This is a genomic window from Olivibacter sp. 47 (genome assembly GCF_030372825.1).
In the GTDB taxonomy this organism is placed as follows: domain Bacteria; phylum Bacteroidota; class Bacteroidia; order Sphingobacteriales; family Sphingobacteriaceae; genus Olivibacter; species Olivibacter oleidegradans.
Genome location: NZ_JAUCNR010000001.1, coordinates 6,157,205 through 6,182,159, shown reverse-complemented (window position 1 = coordinate 6,182,159; position 24,955 = coordinate 6,157,205). Strand labels below are relative to the sequence as shown.

15 protein-coding genes are annotated in these 24,955 nt (G+C 40.9%); 10 read left to right on the top strand and 5 right to left on the bottom strand.

All coding sequences use genetic code 11. The annotated features are described in order from the left end of the window. Window positions 1-9: 9 nt before the first annotated feature. Complete coding sequence (locus tag QT327_RS26790) at window positions 10-1,659, top strand: sodium:solute symporter family protein (protein ID WP_149105109.1); 1,650 nt, start codon at window positions 10-12, stop codon at window positions 1,657-1,659. Between the two features lie 79 nt (window positions 1,660-1,738). Then, window positions 1,739-5,809 carry a hybrid sensor histidine kinase/response regulator transcription factor gene (locus tag QT327_RS26785; RefSeq protein ID WP_149105108.1) on the top strand — a complete coding sequence of 1,357 codons (4,071 nt, stop codon included), beginning with the start codon at window positions 1,739-1,741 and terminating at the stop codon, window positions 5,807-5,809. A gap of 385 nt (window positions 5,810-6,194) precedes the next feature. Here QT327_RS26785 and QT327_RS26780 read toward each other — a convergent pair whose 3' ends face one another. The 3 genes from QT327_RS26780 to QT327_RS26770 all read right to left on the bottom strand — a co-directional run bounded on the left by QT327_RS26780 (window position 6,195) and on the right by QT327_RS26770 (window position 8,549). Continuing rightward, window positions 6,195-6,407 carry a hypothetical protein gene (locus tag QT327_RS26780; protein WP_130854852.1) on the bottom strand — a complete coding sequence of 71 codons (213 nt, stop codon included), beginning with the start codon at window positions 6,405-6,407 and terminating at the stop codon, window positions 6,195-6,197. A 121-nt stretch (window positions 6,408-6,528) separates the two neighbouring features. Next, window positions 6,529-7,851 carry a sensor histidine kinase gene (locus QT327_RS26775; RefSeq protein ID WP_130854853.1) on the bottom strand — a complete coding sequence of 441 codons (1,323 nt, stop codon included), beginning with the start codon at window positions 7,849-7,851 and terminating at the stop codon, window positions 6,529-6,531. Between the two features lie 17 nt (window positions 7,852-7,868). Then, entirely contained in the window at window positions 7,869-8,549 is a 681-nt protein-coding gene (locus QT327_RS26770; protein ID WP_130854854.1) for a response regulator transcription factor, read from the bottom strand. Window positions 8,550-8,769: 220 nt separating this feature from the next. Here QT327_RS26770 and QT327_RS26765 point away from each other — a divergent pair, with 220 nt between their 5' ends. The 3 genes from QT327_RS26765 to QT327_RS26755 all read left to right on the top strand — a co-directional run bounded on the left by QT327_RS26765 (window position 8,770) and on the right by QT327_RS26755 (window position 14,955). Then, a complete protein-coding gene (locus tag QT327_RS26765; protein ID WP_149105107.1) occupies window positions 8,770-12,000 on the top strand; it encodes a SusC/RagA family TonB-linked outer membrane protein in 3,231 nt (1,076 codons plus the stop codon). Window positions 12,001-12,011: 11 nt separating this feature from the next. Beyond that, entirely contained in the window at window positions 12,012-14,006 is a 1,995-nt protein-coding gene (locus QT327_RS26760; RefSeq protein ID WP_149105106.1) for a RagB/SusD family nutrient uptake outer membrane protein, read from the top strand. Between the two features lie 85 nt (window positions 14,007-14,091). Beyond that, entirely contained in the window at window positions 14,092-14,955 is an 864-nt protein-coding gene (locus QT327_RS26755) for a glycoside hydrolase family 16 protein (RefSeq protein WP_013664277.1), read from the top strand. 191 nt (window positions 14,956-15,146) lie between these two features. Here the strand turns inward: QT327_RS26755 and QT327_RS26750 are convergent, their stop codons facing one another. Further along, window positions 15,147-16,730, bottom strand: a complete 1,584-nt coding sequence (locus QT327_RS26750) for an ABC-F family ATP-binding cassette domain-containing protein (RefSeq protein WP_013664276.1) — start codon at window positions 16,728-16,730, stop codon at window positions 15,147-15,149. Window positions 16,731-16,971: 241 nt separating this feature from the next. After that, the gene (locus QT327_RS26745; RefSeq protein WP_013664275.1) at window positions 16,972-17,640 is read right to left on the bottom strand and encodes an NAD(P)H-dependent oxidoreductase; all 669 of its coding nucleotides are present in this window, start codon (window positions 17,638-17,640) and stop codon (window positions 16,972-16,974) included. A gap of 117 nt (window positions 17,641-17,757) precedes the next feature. Between QT327_RS26745 and QT327_RS26740 the strand changes: the two genes are divergently transcribed. The 5 genes from QT327_RS26740 (at window position 17,758) to QT327_RS26720 (ending at window position 24,947) form a co-directional block, all read left to right on the top strand. Next, window positions 17,758-18,129, top strand: a complete 372-nt coding sequence (locus QT327_RS26740) for a winged helix-turn-helix transcriptional regulator (protein WP_013664274.1) — start codon at window positions 17,758-17,760, stop codon at window positions 18,127-18,129. 59 nt (window positions 18,130-18,188) lie between these two features. Next, complete coding sequence (locus QT327_RS26735) at window positions 18,189-18,788, top strand: RNA polymerase sigma factor (protein WP_149105105.1); 600 nt, start codon at window positions 18,189-18,191, stop codon at window positions 18,786-18,788. 68 nt (window positions 18,789-18,856) lie between these two features. Continuing rightward, the gene (locus tag QT327_RS26730; RefSeq protein WP_130854860.1) at window positions 18,857-19,840 is read left to right on the top strand and encodes a FecR family protein; all 984 of its coding nucleotides are present in this window, start codon (window positions 18,857-18,859) and stop codon (window positions 19,838-19,840) included. A gap of 69 nt (window positions 19,841-19,909) precedes the next feature. Further along, window positions 19,910-23,398 (top strand): SusC/RagA family TonB-linked outer membrane protein, encoded by a 3,489-nt coding sequence (locus QT327_RS26725; protein ID WP_149105104.1) that lies wholly within the window; start codon window positions 19,910-19,912, stop codon window positions 23,396-23,398. 10 nt (window positions 23,399-23,408) lie between these two features. Further along, complete coding sequence (locus QT327_RS26720; RefSeq protein ID WP_149105103.1) at window positions 23,409-24,947, top strand: SusD/RagB family nutrient-binding outer membrane lipoprotein; 1,539 nt, start codon at window positions 23,409-23,411, stop codon at window positions 24,945-24,947. The last annotated feature ends 8 nt before the right edge of the window (window positions 24,948-24,955 follow it).

Below are 24,955 nucleotides of genomic sequence, written 5' to 3'. Positions count from 1 at the left end.
ACCAACATTATGACAAAAACTGCATTAGGGGCGGTGGATTATGGTATCATAGTTATCGTTATTATGATTACCCTGTATATGGGGATGCGCTATGCAAAAAATCAAACGTCTACGCACTCATTTTTTTCGGCAAGGGGTAGGGTTCCGTCGTGGGCTATCGGTATTTCGCTCTTGGCCACGCTGATAAGCAGTGTCACTTTTCTCGGCTACCCAAGCGAAGGATTCACATCCAACTGGATTTTATTGGTCCAAGGGTTAATGGTGCCAATTGTATTGCTGCTTAGTATATGGTTTATCGTACCTATGTACAGAAAGGTAATCGGATTAAGCACCTATGAATATTTTGAAAAGCGCTTCGGATCATTCGCCCGTTATTACAGTTCCATTGCCTTTGTTCTCCGCCAATTCTCCGGAATGGGGACCGTGTTATACCTATTGGCAGTTGCTTTAAGTAGTATGACAGGAGCCAATACTTTTTGGGTAATCGCCGGTACCGGGGCTATTATCATTACTATTAATTTGCTTGGTGGTTTGGAGGCCGTTATCTGGTTAGATGTTTTTCAGGGATTTATGCTGTTTTTAAGCGGAATCATCTGTCTGCTATTGATATTCTTTGCCGTTGATGGCGGTGCTAAACAAGTATGGCATATTGCCCAAATGAATCATCGAACCGGCTTCGGACCTTATGACTTCGATTTTAAAAATCTGACCTTCATCGTCGTTGCCATTAATGGCTTATTTTATGGAATACAAAAATACGGCACTGACCAAACGGTTGTTCAGCGATACTTAACTGCTAAGACAGACAAGGGAGCTATTGGAGCTTCGCTATTAGGTATCTTACTTACCGTACCCGTTTGGGCGCTGTTCATGTTCATTGGAACTGCCTTATTTGCATACTATACTCAGCAACCGCTACCAGCAAATGTAAATGCCAATAGTGTGTTCCCCTATTTTATTATGACCGAACTGCCAACAGGTGTTGTGGGGTTTGTGTTAGCGGCCATGATCTCTGCTGCAATTTGTAGTTTAAGTGCCGATCTTAACTCCTTGGCAGCAGTAGGGGTAGAAGATTACTATAAAAAGATAAAACCGGGAAAAACAGATCGTATCTATTTAGCTAGTAGTAGATGGATTGTAGTATTATCGGGCATCATTACCATCATAATAGGCTTCGTATATGCTTATTTGGGAAGTGAAGGGATTTTAGGGGTTATTTTTACATTATATGCTATATTTTCAGGTGGCATTGTCGGAATCTTTCTGTTAGGGCTGTTTTCAAGTAGGGCCAATGAAAAAGGCGTTAATATTGCTATTGTAACATGTATATTTTTCACAGCTTATGCACTTTTAACGTCAACGGAAGTCGGTATAGGAGATAATAAGTACAAACTGCTGGATTTAGGCACCTTTAATTTTACCCATCACAAGCTTATGCTTGGTGTATATAGCCATATTCTGGTGGTCGTAGTAGGCTATATTAGCAGCCTATTCTTTCCAAAACCGTCAATCAATGAAAATTTGCTTTACAGTGGCTGGTTGAAGCTAAGAAGGGAGAGAAAGCAACAACAAGCTCATACCGTAATAAGCGAAAAGTTTAAAGAAGGGGGTGAAACCTCTGCAAGAGAAAACGGGAAGCGAAAGCTCTTTGTTGGCTAACCTGATCACCGGATAAAGCTATTTGATTTTAGCGAGTTAATTCCTATGTTTGGGTAAAACTAATATCAAGCCTAAAGATATGTTTTATTTTTACCCTTCAAGCGGAAAGAAGCCGGTCATTTTAATTTTATTGATAATTGTTTCTTTGACAGTTAATGCGCAGTTTAAGCGTATCGGTTTAAAGGAGGGTTTATCCAATAATTCCGTTACCACGATTTTCCAAGATCGATATGGATTTATGTGGGTGGGTACTTTTGATGGTTTAAACCAATATGATGGCTATCAGTTTAGGACTTTCAAAAACAGCCTTGATGATTCTTTATCCTTACCAAACAATAGAGTATCAGCCATCGAAGAAGATGGCGCCGCTAATCTTTGGGTAGGAACCAAAATGGGCGTTTATCGTCTCGATAAATCTAAATGGAGTTTCTTCCCTCTTTTTTATAGGGAGGAAAACAAACCAATCAACCCCGATATAAAGGTTACCACTCCTATAAATGCCTTACTAAAAATGGAAAACGGCAACCTGCTGATTTGTACGGCTGGACAGGGTTTGCTGCTTCATGACCCAAATACAAATAGAGCAAAGCAAATTCCGTTAAAATGTGATAAACAGTTAACCTATCAATTTCACGCACAGGCTGCTGTAATGAGTAGTAAACAAACGGTTTGGGTCTTCGTGCAGAACGTAGGGCTCATGTATTATGATGCTACGAAGGGATTCCTGGAATTGGTCGACCACAAGGTTTGGCAGGCTAACTGCTTGGTGTCAGATAAGCAGGGAAGTATATGGATAGGTAATAATAAGGGTCTTCATCGACTTCGAAAATCGCAGCATAATAGATTCATCTATCAGCATTATGCATCCATAGGTAGTCAACCTGTCATGAGCCTAAGTCTCGATAAACAAGGGCAAATATGGGTTGGATCAGATGGAGGAGGTGTATTTCAGATTAATCCTCAAACGGAAGAACATCAAGGCTTTTTTGCAGGCGACGCGGCCGATAATCTATCAAGCGCTGCCGTATACGCAATATATATAGATAATGCCGATCGGAAATGGATCGGCACCTTAAGAGGCGGTTTAAATATACTGGATAAAACGGCTAATCGGTTTAAATTGGTGCAACGTAATGGTAATCATCCGAATGCCTTAAGCAGTAACTTTATTATTTCTTTTTGTGAACAAGATCGTGATCATGTTTGGATAGGTACCGACGGTTCGGGAATAAGCTTGTGGAACCGATCTACCAATACATTTAAAAACTTTAAGCACGATCCTCACAATAGCAATAGCATCAGTAATAATTATGTGGTGAATATTATAAAAGACGATGAAGAAAATCTGTGGATTGCAACTTATGGCGGCGGAATTAACAAGTTTAACCTTCGAACCCGTCAATTTAAGCGATATCGTTGCGTTAATACCGTGTACCGATATGAAGAAGCGAACGTATGGGCACTTTATAAAGATAGCAAAGGAGGTATATGGGCAGGAACCTTGTCGGACGGAGGGCTTTATCGGCTTAATAAGAAAGGAGACTACTTTGAGCTTGCGGACCATTCGATTACCAACCTGCTTACTATTACGGAAGATGAAGACGGACAGTTATGGGGAGGAACGTTCAACAGTTTGATAAAAATAGATCTCCAAGCCAAACAGCATGTCCGGTTTCCTTTGGGTAGTGCGATACGTGCCATTAAGCCGAGTGGAAAGGGAAAATTCTGGTTAGCCACCGAAGGTAAGGGTTTAATGCTTTTTGATAAGGTGAAAAGATCATTTAAAACCTATTCAGAATCCGATGGGTTGCCCGAAAATGCCGTATTGAATATCTTAGAAGACAACAGCAACCATTTGTGGTTGAGTACCTTCAACGGTTTATCAGAATTTTCTCCTCGCGACAATACCTTTCGTAATTTCTTTGCTGCCGACGGGTTACAGAGCAATCAGTTTAACTATAATGCAGCGTTGAAACTATCTACCGGCGAATTGTTGTTCGGCGGTATAAATGGATTCAATATCTTTCTTCCAGAGACGATAACATCGTTAGAAAGTAAAGCACCGTTGCGGATTACGGGCATCCGAATAAATAATAAGCCAATAGAAAATTCGGATTTAAATACCGGCGAGAGCGGACTTAGTGAGATTAATACACTTAAACTTCCTTATGATCGTGCGGTACTTTCGGTAGATTTTGCAGCTTTAAATTATAGTTTTCAAGATAAAATCAATTATGCATTCTACTTAGCGGGCTGGGAAGACAATTGGAATTATGTCGGCCATACTCGGAGTGCAAATTATGGGAAATTGCCTCCGGGAAAATACGTTTTACATATTAAAGCCTCCGATGCCGATGGGCAGTGGATGCCAAATGAACGCTTACTTTACATACAGGTATCACCGCCCTGGTGGGCTACTTGGTGGGCTTATGGTTTGTATGGTATTATCTTTCTATTTACTGTGACAGGTTATAATCGCTATAGAAAAAGCAGTTTGCAACTAAAATATGAAGTGGAAAGGGCAAAAGTGGAGAAAGAAAAGGAACACGAATTGAATGAAAAGAAAATCGCGTTTTTCACACACGTTTCGCATGAACTTCGTACACCCTTAACGCTCATTATTAATCCAATTAGAACCTTGCTGATGAAAGAAAAGGCACAGGATCTAGAGATTTTGCAAAGCGTATACCGGAATAGTAAACGGCTTTTAAGTATGGTAGATCAATTGCTTTTATTTAAAAAGGCAGAAAGTGATTTGGATAACCTAAAGATCGTTCAGCTTAATGCCGACGAGCTGTGTCAGGAAATTTATCAATGTTATGAGCAGCAGGCTAAGTTAGCATCGATTGACTTTTTTTTGGAATTGCCCGAAACAACCGAGCCTATCTATGCTGACCGGGAAAAAATAGAAGTTATTTTGTTTAATCTGCTCACCAATGCCTTTAAGTTTACTGCAACAAGAGGCACGGTGACATTGAAACTACGTTTTCACGAGGATAAAGTTCAGTTCCTGGTAGAAGACAATGGTTGTGGAATACCGCGTGAATATCAGAACGAACTGTTTGAGAAATTTGCGCGACATGCACATGGACAACAAAGTGGCTTCGGAATAGGCTTATACCTCTCCAAAAAATTTGCCGAACAACATGTGGGAACGCTGGATTATTTCAATCGGCCTGATGGGGGTAGTACCTTTATCCTTTCTTTACCGCGTGGGCGACAGCATTTGCAAGATCGCTTAATTTACGAAGACATCGGTCAGAAATCGATGTTCTTGGAAGAACTTTTGGAAGAGCCGATCAGTAGACCGCATATAATAGATTCGTACGCTAAAGGCAAGACAATGGTGCCTACAACTTTAATCAATAAAAAGCCGTTGATGATGATAATCGACGATAACCAAGAAATCGTTGATTATCTATATAGGTGCTTTGAACCAAGCTTTTCTTTGATGGTTTTTCATAACGCTAAGGATGCATTGGCAGCTTTGCCGAGTAAAATAGCTGACATTGTTCTTTGTGATGTGATGATGCCGGATATGGATGGACTTCAGTTTGTAGAGGAGCTGAAAAAAAACAAACTTTGGCATAAAATTCCTGTGATTTTATTGACTGCAAGTACTTCAGAAGAAAATAAACTTAAAGGTATAGAGTTAGGGGCTGACGATTATGTTAGCAAACCCTTTAATGAAGTTCATTTGCAGGCAAGAATACAGGCCCTGTTAAAACAAAAAAAGGTAATTGAAGAAACATTTTATGAACAGGTAACTTTGTCAACCCGCATCGGCATTTCTGAAGAAGAGGTAGCTTTTTTACAACGCTGCGAGGACATTGTTCTCAAACACTTGCATCATGAATTTACTATTAAGAGCCTTGCGGCCGAAATAGGGATGAGTCATTCGGCACTTTATAAAAAGATTAAGAGTCTGTCAGGACGTACCGCCAATGAGTTTATGCGTCTGATTAAACTAAGAAAAGCAGCGCAAACACTGTTAAAAGAGGACGTAAATATCAATGAAGTGTCAATAATCGCGGGGTTCAATGATGTAAAGTACTTTCGCGAGCAGTTTCAAAAGGAATTTAGCATGACGCCTTCTGAATATGTAAGAAAGTATAAAGGATTATTTCAAAAGAAGTATCAAATTAGTTGATCGCTGTCTATATTAAAATCAAATCGACTTCTCCAGTCCGGAGAAGAACCGGTTCCTCTTGTGTTTACCTTCAGCGGATATTTTGGTTATATACTAACAGTACCCGCTATATAGAAAATGAAAGAAAAGCGAAGAGATAGTAAAGGAGTAGTGAAGGATACGTGGACCTGATGTGGACTAAAGGTGGACTTGACGTGGAGTTCATGTGGATTATTGGATTGTTTTTTTTAAGAGAAAGAAATGATCACGGGTTGTATAGAAGGTAATGCAAAAATACGAATTGATTTAATATTTCGGAATTTTACTACCGGAAGTCAAGCAAAAAAGCCAACGGCATTTACACCGTTGGCTCTTATGAACAAGCATTATCTGTTTATTTACCAAATTATTTGACCTCTTTTTTTGCGGTAGCTGTTTGCACGACGGCTGAGGTTTTACTTTCTCCTTTTAACGCATGGCTTTTACGATGCTTTTTTACACCTTCACCTTTTTTTTGAACTTCAGTTTTAGCTGATACTGTTTCTTTTTTAACATTTTGTTGTGCGAATGCGCCGAAAGTTGATGCAACTAATGCAAGCGCTAAAATTGTTTTTTTCATGGTATTTATCTTTTTAATACATCGGAAGCTTTTGACGGCTCTTTCAATTTATGTCTTTGCTTCCGTTGTTTTGTTATACCAAAGTTGAGAAGTTAACATGAAGATTTGATGAAGATGGAATTCAATGACGTGTAATAGGTATATGCAATGCAATAGTGGTCCCTTCGTGAAGAATACTGGAAGCCTGGATATCCATCGTGTGGAAAGCAGCGATACTTTTGGCAATCGCCAGCCCTAAGCCATGCCCTTCTTCCTGTGAAGTACTGAAACGTTCATAGCGATTAAATATGTGTTGTAATGTTTCCGCTGTCATGCCAATTCCAGAATCCTCAAAGAAAAGAACGAGATGGTCGTTTTTTATCTCGTTGTAGACACGAATTGTGCCATGCTGTTGGTTATATTTTATGGCATTTTTGATGAGGTTGGCAAAAAGAATGTGAATCAGTGTTGAATTTCCGATGATATTGAGCTTCGGCGATAATTGGTTGTGTAATTGGACCTCTTTATTAGCCAGTAAATCGTCCATCTCAACTCGAATCTCTTCAATCAAGTTTGTGAGATCGATTTTCTCGAATTTTTCGTATTGTCCATTGTCAATCTTCGCAATCAAAAGTAGATCTTTTATGGTTCTTTTTAAAAATGCGAGCGTCATTAACGAATCACTTATTTTCTGAACGGCTGAAGTGGATAGACTTTCATCGTTAAGCATATTTTCAAATCGGCTACTTAAGGTACTGATCGGAGTAAGTAGTTCATGTGAAACATTTGAAGTGAATTGCTTTTCGACATCCAACTGTCGACTTACTTTTTCCATTAGTTGCATCAGGCTTCTATCTAACAGTAGGAAATCTTCTGTACTTGTTTTCTCGGGAATATAGCTAAACTGTAAGGGATCGTTAATTTTATTCAGCTTCTTTTCGACAATATTGTAAAATGGTTGTAGCAATTTATTAGTAAAAGATATATCAATGATTAAGGTTATAATGATGGAGATAAGAAGTGCTAAGCAGGTAAATAACCAGATATTTTTCTCCAATTTACTTAACACAACCGTAGTTTCGCCTATTTCCAGGCGATAATTGTTTTGATGAAATCTAAAATAGTAAGTATAAATGAGGTAAGGTTGTGTTTCCCCCTCTATTTCTCGCGTTTGTTTGATGAAATTACCATGGTTGTTTTTAACGAGTTGCTTAATGGGAGTTAAAATAATAAACTCTTCCTTTAAAATGTTATAGTCGGTAAAGTTGGCTTGGCTTTGAATAAGGTGGTCGATCTGTTCCTGCGTAAGTCCATGCATGAATTTCTTGCGCTTGTCTACGAGGCGCTGCTGCAAATGATGATTCGAAATGCTATCCGTAAAAAGGTAAATAACAAAACTGAACACCAAGATGATGATTACTTTGGTAAGTGAATTATATAGCGCTATTTTATTGGAGAGTTTCATAAGCGACGCCAAATAGGTTACAATTTAACTCGGTAGCCAACCCCGCGAACGGTTTCGAGCCAATCGACCTCGGCATGTTGTTGTAGTTTTTTACGTAAGTTCTTTATATGAACATCTACAAAATTGGAGTCAACATAAGCATCGTAGAGATCACCCCATATATGTTCTGTGAGACTCATCCTCGCCACTACTTTGTTTTTGTTCAACACTAAATAAGCAAGTATATCATATTCTTTTTTGGTGAGATTTAATACCACATTCCCGTAACAGAAGGTCCTTTGCTGTATATTTAACGAAAAGTCACGTACGGGAATGTTATTATCGTTCACCTGATGTTTCCTGCGTATAATTGCATGAATCCTAGCGCGCAATTCCGGCAATGAGAATGGTTTAGGCAAATAGTCATCTGCTCCCAGCTCTAAGCCTGCTATGCGATCGTCAATAGCCCCTCTGGCCGAAAGAACAATCACTGCATCCCTTCTGTCTTTGAATTTTTTTAGCTCGTTTATTATGTCCAAACCGTTGCCATCCGGTAGTGTAATATCCAATAAAATGAAATCATAGGTGCTTTCTGTTATTTTTTCCAATGCAGAGCTTTTTTTCCATGCATGGTCGATTACGCATCCCTCTTCTGTAAACAGAAATTCAGCCACTTCGAGCGCAAGGTCTTTCTGATCTTCAACAATAAGGATTTTCATGTTTATCCAATAAACACATTTATGAACGCTTTGTCTTTATATTAAAATATTAAAGCAAAGTTAATACTATTTTACCCCCTAAACTATCATATTTTGCCACCCCTGCCATCCGTAAAAATCTTTCATAATTGCATACGATAGATGATGTCAACGACTAAACCATGTGGCCATCAGCTATTGAAATCAACCAACAACATTATGGAACGTATTTTTTTAAATTATGAGCAAATCTAGGACCTATTGTTTCCAATATGGAAGTTTATTATTCATTTCTCTCCTGCTGGCGAATGTACAGCTGGTAGCAGCTCAAAATGTTCAAGTTACAGGCCTTGTAAAAGATAGCCGGGGGCCTGTTGCTGGGGTATCTATAAGAGAGCAGCGTAACGGAAAGGCTTTGGGGCAAACAGGAGATCAGGGAACCTTTAAAATTGAGGCCACGGAGGGCGCGGTTTTGATTTTTTCATGTATCGGCTATAAATCGAAAGAAATAGGCCTTAGTACATTGGCACCAAACCGCCAGGGGAACTACAATGTAAACGTGGAGTTATTGCCCGACGATGCTAATGATTTGGATGAAGTGGTTGTAGTTGGTTTCGGAACGCAGAAGAAAGTGAACCTCACAGGCGCCGTGGGAATTGTCAGCGCTAAAGATTTGGAAGCGCGGCCTGTACAGAATGTTACACAGGCACTTCAAGGAGTTCTACCTGGGTTAAATATCTCTACACAAGGATTAGGTGGAACCTTGAATGCAGGTAGAAGCGTTAATGTAAGAGGGACGGGTACAATTAGCGGTTTTTCGTCTGGAAGCCCCCTAGTGCTGATTGATGGGTCGGAAGGGTCTTTAGATGCCTTGAATCCGCAAGATATAGAGAGTATATCGGTATTAAAAGATGCCGCCTCTTCTGCAGTATACGGCTCAAGGGCACCCTTTGGAGTTATTTTGGTAACGACAAAAAAAGGAGCTTCCGGAAAAGCTAGGGTAAATTATAACAATAGTTTCCGCTGGAGCACGCCTGTATTGCTGTTAAAAATGATGAATTCGTATGAGTTTGCTACTTATTGGAATGACGCTGATTATAATGGTGGAGGAAGTGGCCAGAAATTTAGCCCAACGGTGGTTCAAAAGATGAAGGACTATATAGATGGGCTTTTGGATCCAAGCGACGTAGCTGTAGCCAGACCCGACGGTAAATGGGATTATGATAATACTTACGGAAATGTAGACTGGATGAGGGAATATTATCGCGACTGGGCGCCTGCGAATGAACATAATCTGAGTATCAGCGGAGGCTCTGATAAATGGACTTATTATTTGTCGGGTAATTACCTTAACCAAGGCGGTTTTATGCGCTATGGAACAGATAAGTTTAATCGCTATGGAGTTACTGCGAAGATAAGTGGACAATTACGCGATAATCTTAATGTCGAGTACATGAGTCGATTAATTCGAACGAATTATGGGCGGCCCACCAGCATGACCGATGGGTTCTATGATAACGTTATGCGCAGAGCTAGACCTAATCGGGCGCTTTATGATCCAAATGGATTTTATATGTCGGATATCAATTATGTAGATGCCTTGCAAAATGGTGGTAGGCGTACGGATGAGCAAGATTATATAACACAACAGCTGAAAATGACCTATACGCCTATAAAAGATTTAAATATTATAGGCGAACTGAATTATAGGACAGAAACGCAATTTGTTCATGAAGACGCATTTAAAGTGTATTCACGTAATGCTGACGGAGTAGGTCAATATGTTTCTTTACTTAGTCCCGCGAATGATTATGTTTATGAATATGCCCGAAAACTGTATTTCTTCAATCCCAATCTATATGCAAATTATACAAAAAGTATAAATGACCATAACGTTAAATTGATGATGGGTTTTCAATCTGAATGGACAAGAACAAAGAATTTTAACGCCCAAAGAATGGACTTGATCACTACAGAATTGCCGGTATTGGGATTAACCGGTAATCCTGTTCCTACTGTGGGAGGTGGCTTGGATAAATGGTCAACGGCGGGCTTTTTTGGGCGTATTAACTACGATTATAAAGGCAGATACTTACTAGAAGGTAATCTGCGATACGATGGATCTTCACGTTTCAGAAGAGATGCACGATGGAATTGGTTTCCTTCTGTTTCAGCAGGATGGAATATCGCGCAGGAAGATTTCTTTCGTTCCGTTACTAATACCGTGCAAATGCTGAAGCTTCGTGCTTCTTATGGTAAGTTGGGTAATCAAAATACATTAGATAATTGGAATCCAGCATATTATCCTACTTATCAAACTATTCCAACAGGTACAGCAAATGGTAATTGGTTAGTAGACGGTGCTAGGCCAAATACGTCGGGTGCGCCGGGCTTAATCAGTACCTCCTTAACATGGGAGAAGATTCGGAATTGGAACTTTGGTTTGGATTGGCAGCTCTTGAACGGTCGATTAAGTGGCTCGTTCGATTATTATATGCGTTATACAGATGATGGTCTCGGTCGGGGTCAAACCTTACCAGCTACGCTGGGAACAAGTGTTCCACTAGTTAACAATATCGATATCGTTACAAAAGGTTTTGAATTTACGTTGGCGTGGGATGATAAGATTGGAGAGGTTTCCTATGGAGCAAGATTAAATCTTTCCGATTCAAGAACGAAGGTTCTCAACTTCTATAATCTAACCAATGACATTGGATCATATATTGCCGGACAATACATTAATAATATATGGGGATATCATACCATTGGTATTGCCAGAACCAAAGAAGAAATGGATGCCCATTTAGCTTCCCTTCCAAATGGAGGTCAAAATGCCATTTCGGGCGGGGCTTGGGAAGCTGGAGATATTATGTATGCCGATCTTAATGGCGATGGAAAAGTGGATGGAGGCGCTAACTCTTTGGCAAATCCGGGTGATAGAACCATTATCGGAAATTCTACTCCCCGCTATGCAATCGGAGTGAATTTCAATGCTAGTTGGAAGGGGTTTGATGTAAGTATGTTCTGGCAAGGTATTCTAAAAAGAGATTGGGCGCCATCGGGCATGGTATTTTGGGGTACCACCGGTGCCGGCGATTTTTGGTCAACGGCCTTGAAGGACCATTTAGATTATTTCCGTGCCGACCCAAATCACCCACTTGGCCAAAATATCGACTCCTATTATCCGAGACCATTATTTAGCGGGAAAAACCAACAGGCACAAACCGGGTATCTACTAGATGCTTCCTACATTAGGCTCAAAAACTTCCAACTTGGCTACACCTTGCCTAATACTTTAACCAGAAACATAAAAATGTCTAATGTTCGCTTATTTGCTTCAGGCGAAAACCTATTGACATTTACTAAGCTCAATGATACACTTGATCCGGAATCAATAGGGATAGGACGTCAAGGAGGAACAGTATATCCTTTACAAAAGGTGTTCGCCTTTGGGATTAACGCAAATTTTTAAGTTAAACAAGCATGAAAACAAATAAATTTGATATAAAAATAACACTTCTCTGTTTTTTGACTATCCTAATCGTAGGATGTAATAAGCATTTGGATATTGCGCCGCAGGCAGCAGTATCGCCGGAGAACTATTTTAATGAAGAAAGCCATCTTAGTGCTTATACAATAGCGCGTTATCAAGATGTTTTCAGAACTACTGATGGATCAGGTGGTGCCGGGCTCTATTTAGATGATGCGACTACCGACAATATGACGAATCGAGGCAGCAATAACCGGTTTTTGCCAGGGCAATGGCGCGTAGGTGCTACAGGTGGTGGCTGGTCTTTTGGGACAATTTTTCAATTGAATTATTTTTTACAGACCGCCTTGGCAAAAGTAGAGGCAGGAGCGGTTATGGGCAATGTTAATAACATCAATCATTATATAGGCGAAGCATATTTAATGCGAGCATTTGTCTATTTCGGAAGGTTAATGGAAATGGGAGATTTTCCCATTATTACGAAGGTGCTACCCGATCAACAAGCTGCGTTGGTAGAAGCAAGCAAACGAAGGCCACGTAATGAGGTCGCGCGTTTTATTCTCAGTGATCTTGATAAGGCTGCCGAACTATTGTTAACCGTTCCTCCAGTTGGTGGGCGAACCCGGATATCAAAAGATCTGGCTTACTTAGTCAAGTCTAGAGTGGCATTATTTGAAGCAACATGGTTAAAATATCATCAGGGAACTGCTTTAGTACCTAACGGTCCGAATTGGCCTGGAGCGACTAAGGACTATAATAGAGGCTATCAATTTCCTACAGGAAGTATAACCAATGAGATTGATTTTTTCTTGGGAGAAGCAATGGCGGCAGCAAAGATTGTAGCAGATGCTCATGCCTTGACGGTTAATTCGATGCATATTAAACAAGGTGTTTCCGATCCTAGTAATCCTTATTTTGAGATGTTTAACTCTGAAAATCTCGCTGCGTATGATGAAGTGCTGCTGTGGAGAGATTTTGATTTGACATTAGGTGTTGTACAATATTGGAATCACTATATATACTATGGTAATGGTTACGGATATACCCGTCAGTTTGTTGATAATTTTTTGATGGGAAATGGTTTGCCTATATATGCTGCCGCTTCCGGGTATGAGGGTGACGATTTTGTGGGTAATGTAAAAGTAAATAGAGACTGGAGGCTTAAGTTATTTATGCGTGCTCCGGGGGAAACCAAAGCGTTTATAAACCTACCCACGGGATCCTCACCGGAAGTGGAGCCAACGGTTCCTAATATAGACCTTGCTAGCAGGTTTTTGGAGGGTACAGGTTATTCTATCAAAAAAGGTTTGTCTTATGACAATAATATGCAATCTATCGTTGGGCGTGATGTGACTGCCATCGTATGTTTTAGAGCTGCGGAGGCTTATCTTAATTACATTGAAGCTTGCTTTGAGAAGAATGGTGGGCTTGATGGTAGCGCTGTTAGTTATTGGCAAGCTATAAGAAATCGAGCTGGAGTAAATCCCGATTTCAATGTAACTGTCGCGGCAACGGATATGAGTAAAGAAGGATTGAACGACTGGGGTGCATATTCGCATGGTAACTTAATAAACCCTACACTTTATAATATACGCCGTGAAAGAAGAGCTGAACTCATGGTAGAGGGGCTACGTTATATGGATTTGATACGTTGGCGGGCAATGGATCAGCTAAACGGGTTTAAGATAGAGGGAATCAAGGTTTGGGGACCAATGAAGGATATATATGGCAGTAGATTAAAATATGGAGGAACGACTACCAATACGGTTTCTGATCCGTCGCTGAGCCGTTATCTCAGGGTACATCAAATATCGCCTAACAATCAGTTCTATAATGGGTATTTTTTCACAGAAGCACATTATTTAAGTCCTATCGCTACCGAGCATTTTCTGATTTCTTCGTCCGATGGTCAGTCAACGGAGACCTCACCTATTTATCAAAATCCGGGATGGCCCGTTACAGCTGGCGCGGGGCCTATTGGCTATTAAAATAAGAACTCCGCCAAATAGATTTTTAAATTTAGTACTAATAATAAACTGGTAACGATAAACCAAGATACAAAACTGACATAGAATGAATAATTATATAGAACTTTTAGCCATCATATTTACAATTAGTTTTTCCTCTGTTTTTGCGCAACGTGTCGTAAATGATCATGTAGGAAAATATGAAAAGGAGGGATACCATTTAGTTTGGTCGGACGAGTTTGACCAGACCGGAGTACCCGATACGGCTAACTGGAAATTCGAGGAAGGCTTTGTCAGGAACAAAGAGAAACAGTGGTATCAAAAAGACAACGCTTGGTGCGATGGCGGGTTATTGATTATTGAAGCACGTAAAGAAGACAAAGCCAATCCGAATTATAATGCGGATAGCAAGCAATGGAGCGAAAGCAGATCAAAAATAACGCATACTTCTTCCTCAATCAATACCCGCGGTTTGCATAGCTGGCAATATGGCCGTTTTGAAATGAGAGGACGAATTAATATCAGTGCCGGACTTTGGCCGGCTTTTTGGACTTTAGGCATTTCAAAGCAATGGCCATCTAATGGTGAGATTGATATCATGGAATACTACAAAGGTAATATCCTTGCCAATATTGCTTGCGGCACCGATCAGCCCTACCAGGCGAAATGGTATAGTAAAACAAAAGCGGTAAAAGAATTAGGGGGCAAAAAGTGGGCATCAGAATTCCACGTGTGGCGAATGGATTGGGATGAAGAAGCAATTGCTTTATACGTAGACGATATCCTATTGAATAAGGTTCCATTGGACGAATTGGTGAATCGAGATGGCTCGGGCTTTAACCCATTTAAGCAGCCTCATTATATCCTGCTGAATCTGGCGATGGGCGGGATCAATGGAGGAGATTTAGGAAATACCCAATTCCCTAATCGTTTTGTAGTCGATTATGTACGAGTTTATCAAAAAAAGTGAATTTATCGCTTCACGATAAAAGATAAAGCAACATCATGGCGGTGCCCGACTTGAAATGTTGAAGCGATATCTTAGCTTTATTGGCTTCGGTATTGATACAGGCGGATTCGTGCTAAATAGATTTAATAAATGAACGAATAATTTATTCGGTTAGGCTTAAAAGATAAAACCAGCCACCTGTGGACCGCCGCCTATAAATAAATCGTTCGCTCAATGCCGATCTGCTCCAAAAAGTAGGTATCGTGTGATACTACAATCAGCGTGCCCCTATACTCCTTGATCGCTATGGTTAATATCTCAATATTTTGGATGTCCAGGTTATTGGTTGGCTCATCAAGTATAATTACATCCGGAGAATTGTTGCCTAGATTAAGGCAACACAGTATCAATCGCATCCTTTCGCCACCACTTAAGGTGCTACAAGGCTTGTTCCAATCATCTTTTGTAAATAAAAAACGATTGAGGCGAACCTTAACTTCGTGCTCCTCGAGGGCAGCTTCGTTATATCTTTGTGCTTGTTCATATACCGTGAGCTCATTCCGGATTAGTGAGTAATCTTGATCTATGTAAATTGCCTTGTTGATCGCTCGCCAAGTGTTACCCAAAGAAGGACTTAATTGTCCCAAAATAATATTGATTAAAGTCGTTTTTCCTGAACCATTCGAACCCGCTAGGTTAATGCGCTCTCCGCTGGCGATCTGAAAGCTTAAATTTTTTCTCCAAAGTTGATGCTCCTTGTAAGCGAAGTTGATATCGACGGCCGTAAATAGTAATTTCCCTTTATGCAGCACAGAATCTTCGAAACCAAGCTTTATTTTATCTAGATCGGCTACAGCCGAACGTAAGGTGTGTAACTCTTGCGAAATACCGTCGATTTTCTCTGTGTGTACGCTTTTAATTTTGGAACTGCTCTTCTCCGCATTGTTTCTTAATGTATTCATCATAATGCGCGCAATACCTGCTTTTTCCTGTTTCTTCTTTCCACGCGCATCCAATTTCTGTTGTCTTTCTATAGTTTCCCGTTCGCGCTCTTTAGCTTTACGTAGCGCTTTCTCCTTACTTTTGATATCCTGATTTAACGCTATCGTTTCTGTATTCTTCTGATCGATATAAAAATCGTAATTCCCTCCGTATACAGCGATACCTTGTTTATTCAATTCGCAAACCGTATTCAACAAGTTCAATAGTGTTCTGTCATGGCTTACTATAAGCAGCGTGCTCGAAGTGGATTCGATAAACTCATAAAGTAATTTTCGACTTACAGCATCTAAATGATTGCTGGGTTCGTCGAGCAGTATGAAATCTGGTTGGTGAATGGAGATTCCTGCTAGGAAAACTTTTGTTCGCTGTCCGCCACTTAAAGTATCCATCCCTTGTTCCAAGTTTAAGTCTTTGAGCTGCCAGCGATCCAAAGCCTCTCTACAACGTTCATCGATGGTCCAGTCGTCAGCTAACAAATCCATCAGTTCTTCCGTAGCTCGCCCTTCTAGTATCTCTCTTAAGGCATGTAGTTTTTCTTCGACACGCAAAGCCTGGGCAATAGTCAGGTGATTGAATTGTCCAAAGATCTGAGGAACGTAATAAGGACTTGTGACCGTCATCACCTCTCCGGTAGCTTTCAGTTCGCCGCTGATAATTTTAAGTAACGTAGATTTTCCGGAACCGTTATTACCGATCAAGGCGATTTTATCGTGATTGTTTACGGTCAGATTAATGTTATCAAACAGCAATTCTTTGTCCGGATGTATATAGGAAACATTTCGTAGGATAAGCATGAATTTCTTTCTTAAAGGGTACAAGCATAGACCTGGTTGCTGTTATTGGCAACGCATGTTCATTTGTTATTGAAAGAAATTAAATCCTACATTTAATGCCTTGTATGGTTTATGATGCAAATATATAATTTTTGTAATGACTATAAAAGTACATTCTTTCTAAGCCAAAGTGTCATGCCGGAAAAATAACCTTGATCTAGCCTGATTGAGTAAAAAGATCGCGTGAAGGCTTGGACGTGTCTTAGTATTCTCCAACCGAGATAGCTTGCTCTTCGAAAATTTGAATTAGTCGTTCACTCCAGATTTCAAGTTCACGCTCACGATCCGCTGGCGATAACCTTGCAGGGCCGTAGACGACGTGAGGAGACAGTACCTCGAAACCGGTAAATTCAAAAATCCCCCGATGAAGCGGACGCAGGATTCCTGCAAGATCCCCGTTAAAACCACCTTTTAGATAATCGCTCTTACCGCCGCCTGTAGTAAGCGATAGTAAAGCCTTTTTATTACTAAAGACGCCCTTTTCATAAATGCGACCGTTCCCATAGAAGCGTCCCATAGCAAATACACGGTCCACCCATCCCTTTAAAATAGCAGGTACACTAAACCACCAAAGCGGAAATTGCCAGATCATCAAGTCACACCATTCAACCTTTTGTTGTTCTGCCTCAATGTCGTCAGCAAAGCCGTTTGTTTTCGTGGCATGGACTTCCTCTAATTGCTGTTTATAAAATTCCGGATTGTGAACGCTGACAAAATTGCTTCGATCTGAGATAGCGTTAAAACGCATTTCGTATAAATCAGATACCTTTACTTCATGCCCAGCTTTGGTAAGGGTATCGATGGCCATTTTAAACAAGGCTCCGTTCATGCTTTGAGGTTCCGGATGTGCATATACAATGAGAATTTTCATACAAATAATATTTATGTTTTAATAAAGCGTCGACAAAATTATTGGCTGATCCTTATATTTGCCAGTATGCAGCCCTTTGTATGAGGCACACAAAATTGTAAGTAATGAGTTTGCATAATGAGTAAGAGAAAGCCTACATCCACCAATAGCATTAACCGAGAAAAGTTGATAGACTTTTGCGGGATGATGTATGCGGTTGATATGTTGGGAGGACGATGGAAGCTGATCATTCTATATAAACTTGAAAAAAAGACACTACGTTTTAGTGAGCTAAAAAAAATTATTCCCGGCATTACCGATCGTATGTTGACTTTGCATTTACAGGAACTGGAAAGAGATGGATTGGTCGAACGTACAGTTTACGCAGAGGTCCCGCCTCGGGTCGACTATCGACTCACAGCAAGCGCGCAAGCGCTTATCCCCATTTGGCAACAACTCGAACAATGGGGAGTGGCGCACAAACAATGCAGAGAAGAACGAGATTCTTAGCTTAAGATTTAACGTTGCCATAATATAGACCCCTTATCTTTGCTATAAGAGTTAATTGAATGCAACCTGTCCTGGAAACATGCGAAAAGGCCTTAATCGAAAGCATGCGGAACGATGACGCCGCTGCTTTTGAGCAGCTCTTCGAACGATATTGGGAGCATCTTTATCAGCGAGCTTATTATAGGCTCCGAAGACGGGAACTGGCCGAAGACCTTGTACAAGATGTTTTTGCTGATTTTTGGATTCAACGGCACAATTTACAGATTCAAAGCGATCTCGGAGGCTATCTCGGCGCTATGCTTAAATATAAAATTATTCGTTGGGCAAGCCAACAAGAACGCGAGGAGGAATTGCATGCGCACTTATTTCAGCGAATGGAAGAGATCGAAGACGGCGTTATTAGTCTTCTAGAAGTTGCATCCCTACAACAAACCATAAATGAGGCAGTGCGAGCCTTTCCGGAGAACATGCGGAGAGTTTTTCTGCTGCGTATGCAAGACTATACGATAGGTGAGATAGCCGAAGCATTGCAACTAGCCGACCAAACCATTCGAAACAACCACACGGAAGCACTGCGACGGTTGAAAACCAAACTCATTGAGTCGCATCCCCATTTGCCTATTTATTCTTTACTGACAATCCTGTTTACAAAAACTTAACAATTTAACCATCTTTTCTTGAAGTATAGATCGTGCACTTTATACACTATAGTATAAAATCAGCAGGTGTGAAATTTAGTGTATATAAAGATTTATTGAAAAGATATCATGCAGGTGAGAGCACCAAAGTGGAGCGGCAGCTTGTAGACATATGGTACGATTCATTTGAAGAGGAGAGAGCGGTGGCGGAAGTTCGCCCCGGCGAAGAAGAAAAGTTACGTGTAAAAGAACGTTTGAGAAAACATATTGACGCGAATAAGCAGGAAGAGCCAAAGCTTAAACGTAATAAGCAAAAACGTCTTGCACCGTGGTTGAGAGTCGCGGCGGCAGTTATCATGCTGATCCTCGGAATCACTTGGTTCAAGCCTACTGATTTTGGTCTACCGTCCCGTAAATACCGTACCAAAGAGCCGATTGTAATGCACTTTTCTACCAACTCGGGAGAATATAAAACAGTAAAACTTTCGGACGGCTCTGTCGTGACGTTAAATGCTAATTCGTCATTGGTGTTGAAAGATGGTTATGGAGAAAAACAACGTTTTGTTCAGTTGCGAGGGGAGGCATTTTTTGAAATCCGGCCACTTGCTGATCGCCCTTTCTGGGTACAAACGGATGAGTTGTTTATACAGGTTTTAGGTACATCTTTTAACGTAAAAGCGTATGATTACAGGCCTAAAGCAGAAATAACAGTTAGCACCGGTCGTGTACAGGTAAGCAGTGAAAATAAGGGGCAATCATTGCTATTGCATAGAGGTGACGGATATATATATGATCGGGCAAATAAGCAATTCAGAAAGAAAGCTGTTCCCGCTACGCTGGCTTGGCGCGGCGGGTCAATATCCTTAGCGCAGGTGTCTTTTTCAGAGCTGGCGCTGTGTTTTCGCGATGTCTATGGGATATCCTTGATCAGTACCGACGCAACTGTGCTAAATCATCGGTACACGCTCAAACTGAAGTATGAACGGAGTGCTTCACAAACATTGGAGATTATCTGCCATATGTTGAACAAACAATACAGAAAGGAGGCGAATGGATCCTTGAATATCTTCTAATACATTAAGGATAGCTTCCGTAAAGGAAGTAATATCAATCAATCTTTAAAAATTCAACCCTTAACTCAAATGAAATTAATACGCTGGCGCTTTAAATTGCCAATACTACAATCGCTCGCATTGCTAGTTAATATGTGCGCGGTAATTACAATGGCTTCGGCAAATAAACCCGAACAAGGACTTGAGAAGCGAATCCATCTCTCTTTTAATAAAGTAAATGCTTATACACTGCTGAAGGAAATCGAACGAAAGGCATCTGTCGATTTTGCATTTACAGAAGACGTCCAACTGGAAAAGTTGGTTTTCAGTCACATACATTATCAAAATAGTAAACTATCCGAAATACTGTCTGATCTATTTAAAGCAGAAAAGATTGTTTTTGAAGAACAAGCCGGCACTATCTCACTTCGCCGTGTTCAACAGGGATTAGCCGTTAACGGGCAAGTGCGTGATGCTACTAGCGGTAGTCCTGTCATCGGCGCAAATATACAGGTGAAGGGCACATCTCAGCGAGCGACTACCGATCATAATGGTCATTATCAATTGCAAGTTCCAACTTCACAAAGCGTACTTGTTTTTAGTTATATTGGTTATCGGTCACATGAAGTAACTGTCAATGGGCAGGCCCGAATCGACGTGACTTTGCAAGAAGATAACAACCCTTTGAACGAGGTGGTTGTTACTGCCTTAGGAATATCGAGGGAAGCAAAATCGATTGGTTTTTCTCAGCAGAAAGTAGAAGGCCAAACTATTCAAGAATCTCACGAAACAAATTTGCTTAATACCTTGAATGGAAGAGTGGCAGGTGTGCGCATCACCAATTCGAGTGGCGGAATTGGCTCCTCCGCCAACATACAAATTCGTGGACAAAATTTTGTGAGTGGTTACAATTATAATAACTCGCCCTTATTTGTTGTAGACGGCGTTCCGATCAGTAACAATAATGAGCAGTCGACCAGGGCTTATACTGGAAGGCAAGATTTTAATAATCCGAATTTCACTGCCGGAGAAGGAGAAGTAGATTATGGAAATGCGGCGGGAGAACTTGACCCCAATGATATTGAGAGCATAACCGTTTTAAAAGGACCAAATGCTGCGGCGCTTTATGGTTCGCGTGCAGCAAACGGCGTTGTATTAATTACTACCAAGTCGGGTAAGGGAACAAAGGGTGTTGGCGTTAGTTTCAATTCGCAAGCGAGCGCAGAGACTCCACTTAAATTACCGGATTATCAGTACGAATATGGCCAGGGCCGCGATGGCGAATATAGCTATGTAGACGGCATGGGAGGCGGCTTAAACGATAATGTGATGGAAAACTGGGGGCCACGCCTGAATGGCCAGCTAATTCCGCAATTTGACTCACCAATCGATCCAGCTACAGGGCAGCGTATACCTACCCCCTTTATTGCCTATCCAAATCAATTGAAAGACTTTTTTCAAACAGGACAAACTTTCACTAATAATTTAGCTATAGCGGGAAGTAATGAAAAGTTAAATTTCCGATTTTCTTATACAAATACCTCTCAGCGCGGAATTGTACCGAATACCGATTTAAGTCGTAATGCTGTTGGGTTAAATGCAGGTTATGCTATTACTCCTAAGTTAAAAATAGATGTGAATATGAACTATGTTAATTCAGGAAGTGATAACCGCGCAAGTTATGGTGCCAAGAATGAGGATGCCATCATGAAAATCTTCCTATATATGCCTCGAAATGTGAACATAAATAGCTTGCGTAATTATTGGGCAGATGGTTCATTGCGAACGAGGCAACTTTCGCCCATTTGGGGTTTAAACAGCAGTCGATTAAACAATCCTTATTTTGTTGCTTACGAAAATCTAAACGGTAACAACCGTGATCGGGTTTACGGTAATGTAAAGTTTACCTATAACTTCTTGCCGAACTTAAGCCTCATGCTGCGTACCGGTCGTGATTTCTATAATGATAAGCGTACGATGCGTCATGCAGTGTCATCGGCACAATATGTTAATGGATATTATCAGGAAGATGATGTTTATTTTCTTGAAACGAATCATGATGCCTTACTTTCTTATCATACCAAGATCAACGACGATTTTAGCGTAAATGCATCCTTGGGAGGGAATTTGATGAATCAGGAATCAAAACGGCTCGGCGCTATTGTAGATCGTCTATCAATTCCCAATGTGTACAACCTGACGAATAACGCTTCTCCCATTGTGGCAGGTAATATTCGTCAACAAAAAAAAATAAATTCAGTTTATGGAACTGCTCAGGTTGGCTATAAAGACGCTCTTTTTTTAGATCTCACCGGGAGAAACGACTGGTCAAGTGCATTACCAAAACAAAATAGATCTTATTTCTATCCATCGGCATCCCTCAGTTTGGTGGCAACTGAACTTTTCGGTTGGCGTAGCGACGCCTTAAGCTATTTAAAACTTCGCAGTAGCCTTTCTTCGGTAAGGCGAGATCTCGAGCCCTACCAGACGATGCCAAATTTCCAGGTTACACAGGGATGGAATGGTGAGACGGTTGCTGTACACAATAATAATTATCCCAATCCGGACATTCGGCCCGAGAAAGTTAGCTCATATGAATTTGGTTTTGATTCGAGATTTTTCAATAACCGCTTGGGGATCGACTTTACTTATTATAGAAGCACTACCACCGATCTGATTATTCCCGTTACGCTAAACCCTTCGGCAGGATACGATACGAAGTTAATGAATGTAGGTAAAATGAAGAATAATGGTGTTGAACTAATGATAGATGTAACCCCCATAAGAACGAATCAATTTAGTTGGAACGTAAATGTGAACTTTGGGCTAAATAGAAACCGAGTGCTCTACTTGGCGGAAGATTTAGGCATTTCGCGTATCCGTCAGCTTGAGCGTTGGGCATCTTTGGAAATGCGTACCGAAAATACAAAAGGTGATGGTTCTTTTGGCTCTCTGTACGGTGACTACCTGATTTATCAGAACGGTACACTGACGCATCGTAACGGTTTACCCCAAGAAGAAAATGGCGACTGGGGATACTTGGGTAATGTAAATCCTGATTATACCGGAGGGATTACTAACCAATTTTCCTATCGCAATTTTGACCTCAGCTTCCTCTTCGGATTTCAGAAAGGAGGTGTTGTACATTCACGTACTTATATTGAGGGAATCAATAGTGGCTCTTTGAAGGAATCCTTAGTAAATCGGGATGCAAATGGTGGTGGTACAATGATTGGTGAAGGGGTTGATATTGATACGGGCGAACCGAACGATACAGAAGTTACGGTGCGTAACTATTGGCGAGCTTACTATAACAATGACCGTATTGCCACTTTTGATGCTTCTTATATAAAACTGAGGGAGGTGAAAATTACATACCGACTGCCCGAAAAATTATTGAAGCGTACACCGATAAGACAGGCAAGCTTTTCGCTAGTGGGACGTAACCTTGTCCTATGGTCGGACGTGCCCAACATTGATCCTGAAGTATCCGGTTACGATGGCCAATTTCAGGGTTTAGAAGCCTTTTCACTTCCTTCACTACGTAGCTTTGGCGCTGCGTTAAATATTAACTTTTAGAGAAAGCACCATGAAGAAGTTGATCTATTTTTCACTGTCGATCCTTTTACTCATTTTTGGATCGTGTAAAGACTTTGAAGCAATTAACATTAATCCTAATAATCCGGATATTGTACCTCCTGAAATGCTATTACCCCCCATACTCAGTGGTGCTGTTAGCACCATGACTGCCAGTGGAGGCAGTAGGGCCGGACAATTTGTTCAGCATATTGCCTATTTGGGCGGAACAAGTGAGGAGGATGGCCGGTACAATCTGACGGGAGCCTCTTTTCGTGAGGAATGGAACGGCGCGATGCGTCTGATTAAAGATGTGAATCAGCTACGTTTACTTGCACAGGAGAATCAATTGCCGCATTATGAAGCGGTTGCCTTGATTTGCAAGGTTTATATTTTATCGATCATGAGCGACGCCTATGGGGATATACCTTATGACGAAGCTGGAAAAGGGGATGTGGCAGGATTGGAATTTCCACATTATCAATCGCAGCAGGAGGTATATGGACTAATGCTTAACGATCTGGAGCAAGCCAATCAATTACTAAAAGGCATAGATCCCTCATTGACTATCAATCGCGATATCCTATATAATGGAAACACCGGTGCTTGGCGTAAATTCGCCAACTCTTTAAAAATCCGTATATTGATGCGCCAATCGCAAAAAGCAGATGTCGCAGCTGCGGTAAGCGCCATTTTTAATAATCCTTCGGAATATCCAATATTCGAAAAAGTGGAAGATCAAGCTACATTAGTTTATAATAATAATGCCGATTTATACCGGTGGTTTATTCTTAATCCGCCGGGAGATGGTAGTGGTGTAAACTTCGATGGGAACGATCGTGTAAGCGAAACGATGGTAGATATGTTGCAGAAAGTGGCCGACCCTCGGATGAAAATTTATGTAGCCCCGACAAAAAATTCCTATAACGCCCATCGTAGTAACTCTACTGTTCCTTATGTTTATCGTGGACAGCGGGTTGGGTTGAGTTCATTGGAGCAGAACGCTTTGTACCAGCAAACAGGCCTCAATAAAGATGATTATTCCGTATTGGGTAAACGAATAAGAAAAGAAAATAGGGCCTTCCTCTTCACTTATAGTGAACTTCTGTTTTTAAAAGCAGAGGCAATCGTGAGAAATATGGGGGTGCAGGGAGATGCGGCGGCTGTTTATTTAGAGGGGATAGCCGCTTCATTGGCTAAATGGCCACAAGTAGGTCAGGCATCCAACGAGGAAACGCCTTATATCAGTCAAGCGGAGACAACGGGTTTCTTAAGGCGTACCGATATAGCACTTCGGGAAGAAACAGCTTTGCAACAGATCGCCGAGCAGCAATGGATAGATGCTTTTTTAAATGGCTATGAGGCTTGGGCTTCTTGGAGACGTACCGGTTATCCACAGTTAAAGCCCGGACCATCGGTATTGGCACCTATTCCTGTTCGATATGTGTATTCGGATAATGAACAAAATAACCCCAATCTGATTCAATGGGTAAATGACACAATGGGAGGTAACATGCCTACTCATAATACAAAAGTTTGGTTTCAACCATAAAAGTATTA

Bases quoted from the DNA above. Each gene is read 5' to 3' on its own strand.
- QT327_RS26790 (WP_149105109.1), top strand. From the start codon at position 10: ATGACAAAAACTGCATTAGGGGCGGTGGATTATGGTATCATAGTTATC.
- QT327_RS26785 (WP_149105108.1), top strand. From the start codon at position 1,739: ATGTTTTATTTTTACCCTTCAAGCGGAAAGAAGCCGGTCATTTTAATT.
- QT327_RS26780 (WP_130854852.1), bottom strand. From the start codon at position 6,407: ATGAAAAAAACAATTTTAGCGCTTGCATTAGTTGCATCAACTTTCGGC.
- QT327_RS26775 (WP_130854853.1), bottom strand. From the start codon at position 7,851: ATGAAACTCTCCAATAAAATAGCGCTATATAATTCACTTACCAAAGTA.
- QT327_RS26770 (WP_130854854.1), bottom strand. From the start codon at position 8,549: ATGAAAATCCTTATTGTTGAAGATCAGAAAGACCTTGCGCTCGAAGTG.
- QT327_RS26765 (WP_149105107.1), top strand. From the start codon at position 8,770: ATGAGCAAATCTAGGACCTATTGTTTCCAATATGGAAGTTTATTATTC.
- QT327_RS26760 (WP_149105106.1), top strand. From the start codon at position 12,012: ATGAAAACAAATAAATTTGATATAAAAATAACACTTCTCTGTTTTTTG.
- QT327_RS26755 (WP_013664277.1), top strand. From the start codon at position 14,092: ATGAATAATTATATAGAACTTTTAGCCATCATATTTACAATTAGTTTT.
- QT327_RS26750 (WP_013664276.1), bottom strand. From the start codon at position 16,730: ATGCTTATCCTACGAAATGTTTCCTATATACATCCGGACAAAGAATTG.
- QT327_RS26745 (WP_013664275.1), bottom strand. From the start codon at position 17,640: ATGAAAATTCTCATTGTATATGCACATCCGGAACCTCAAAGCATGAAC.
- QT327_RS26740 (WP_013664274.1), top strand. From the start codon at position 17,758: ATGAGTAAGAGAAAGCCTACATCCACCAATAGCATTAACCGAGAAAAG.
- QT327_RS26735 (WP_149105105.1), top strand. From the start codon at position 18,189: ATGCAACCTGTCCTGGAAACATGCGAAAAGGCCTTAATCGAAAGCATG.
- QT327_RS26725 (WP_149105104.1), top strand. From the start codon at position 19,910: ATGAAATTAATACGCTGGCGCTTTAAATTGCCAATACTACAATCGCTC.
- QT327_RS26720 (WP_149105103.1), top strand. From the start codon at position 23,409: ATGAAGAAGTTGATCTATTTTTCACTGTCGATCCTTTTACTCATTTTT.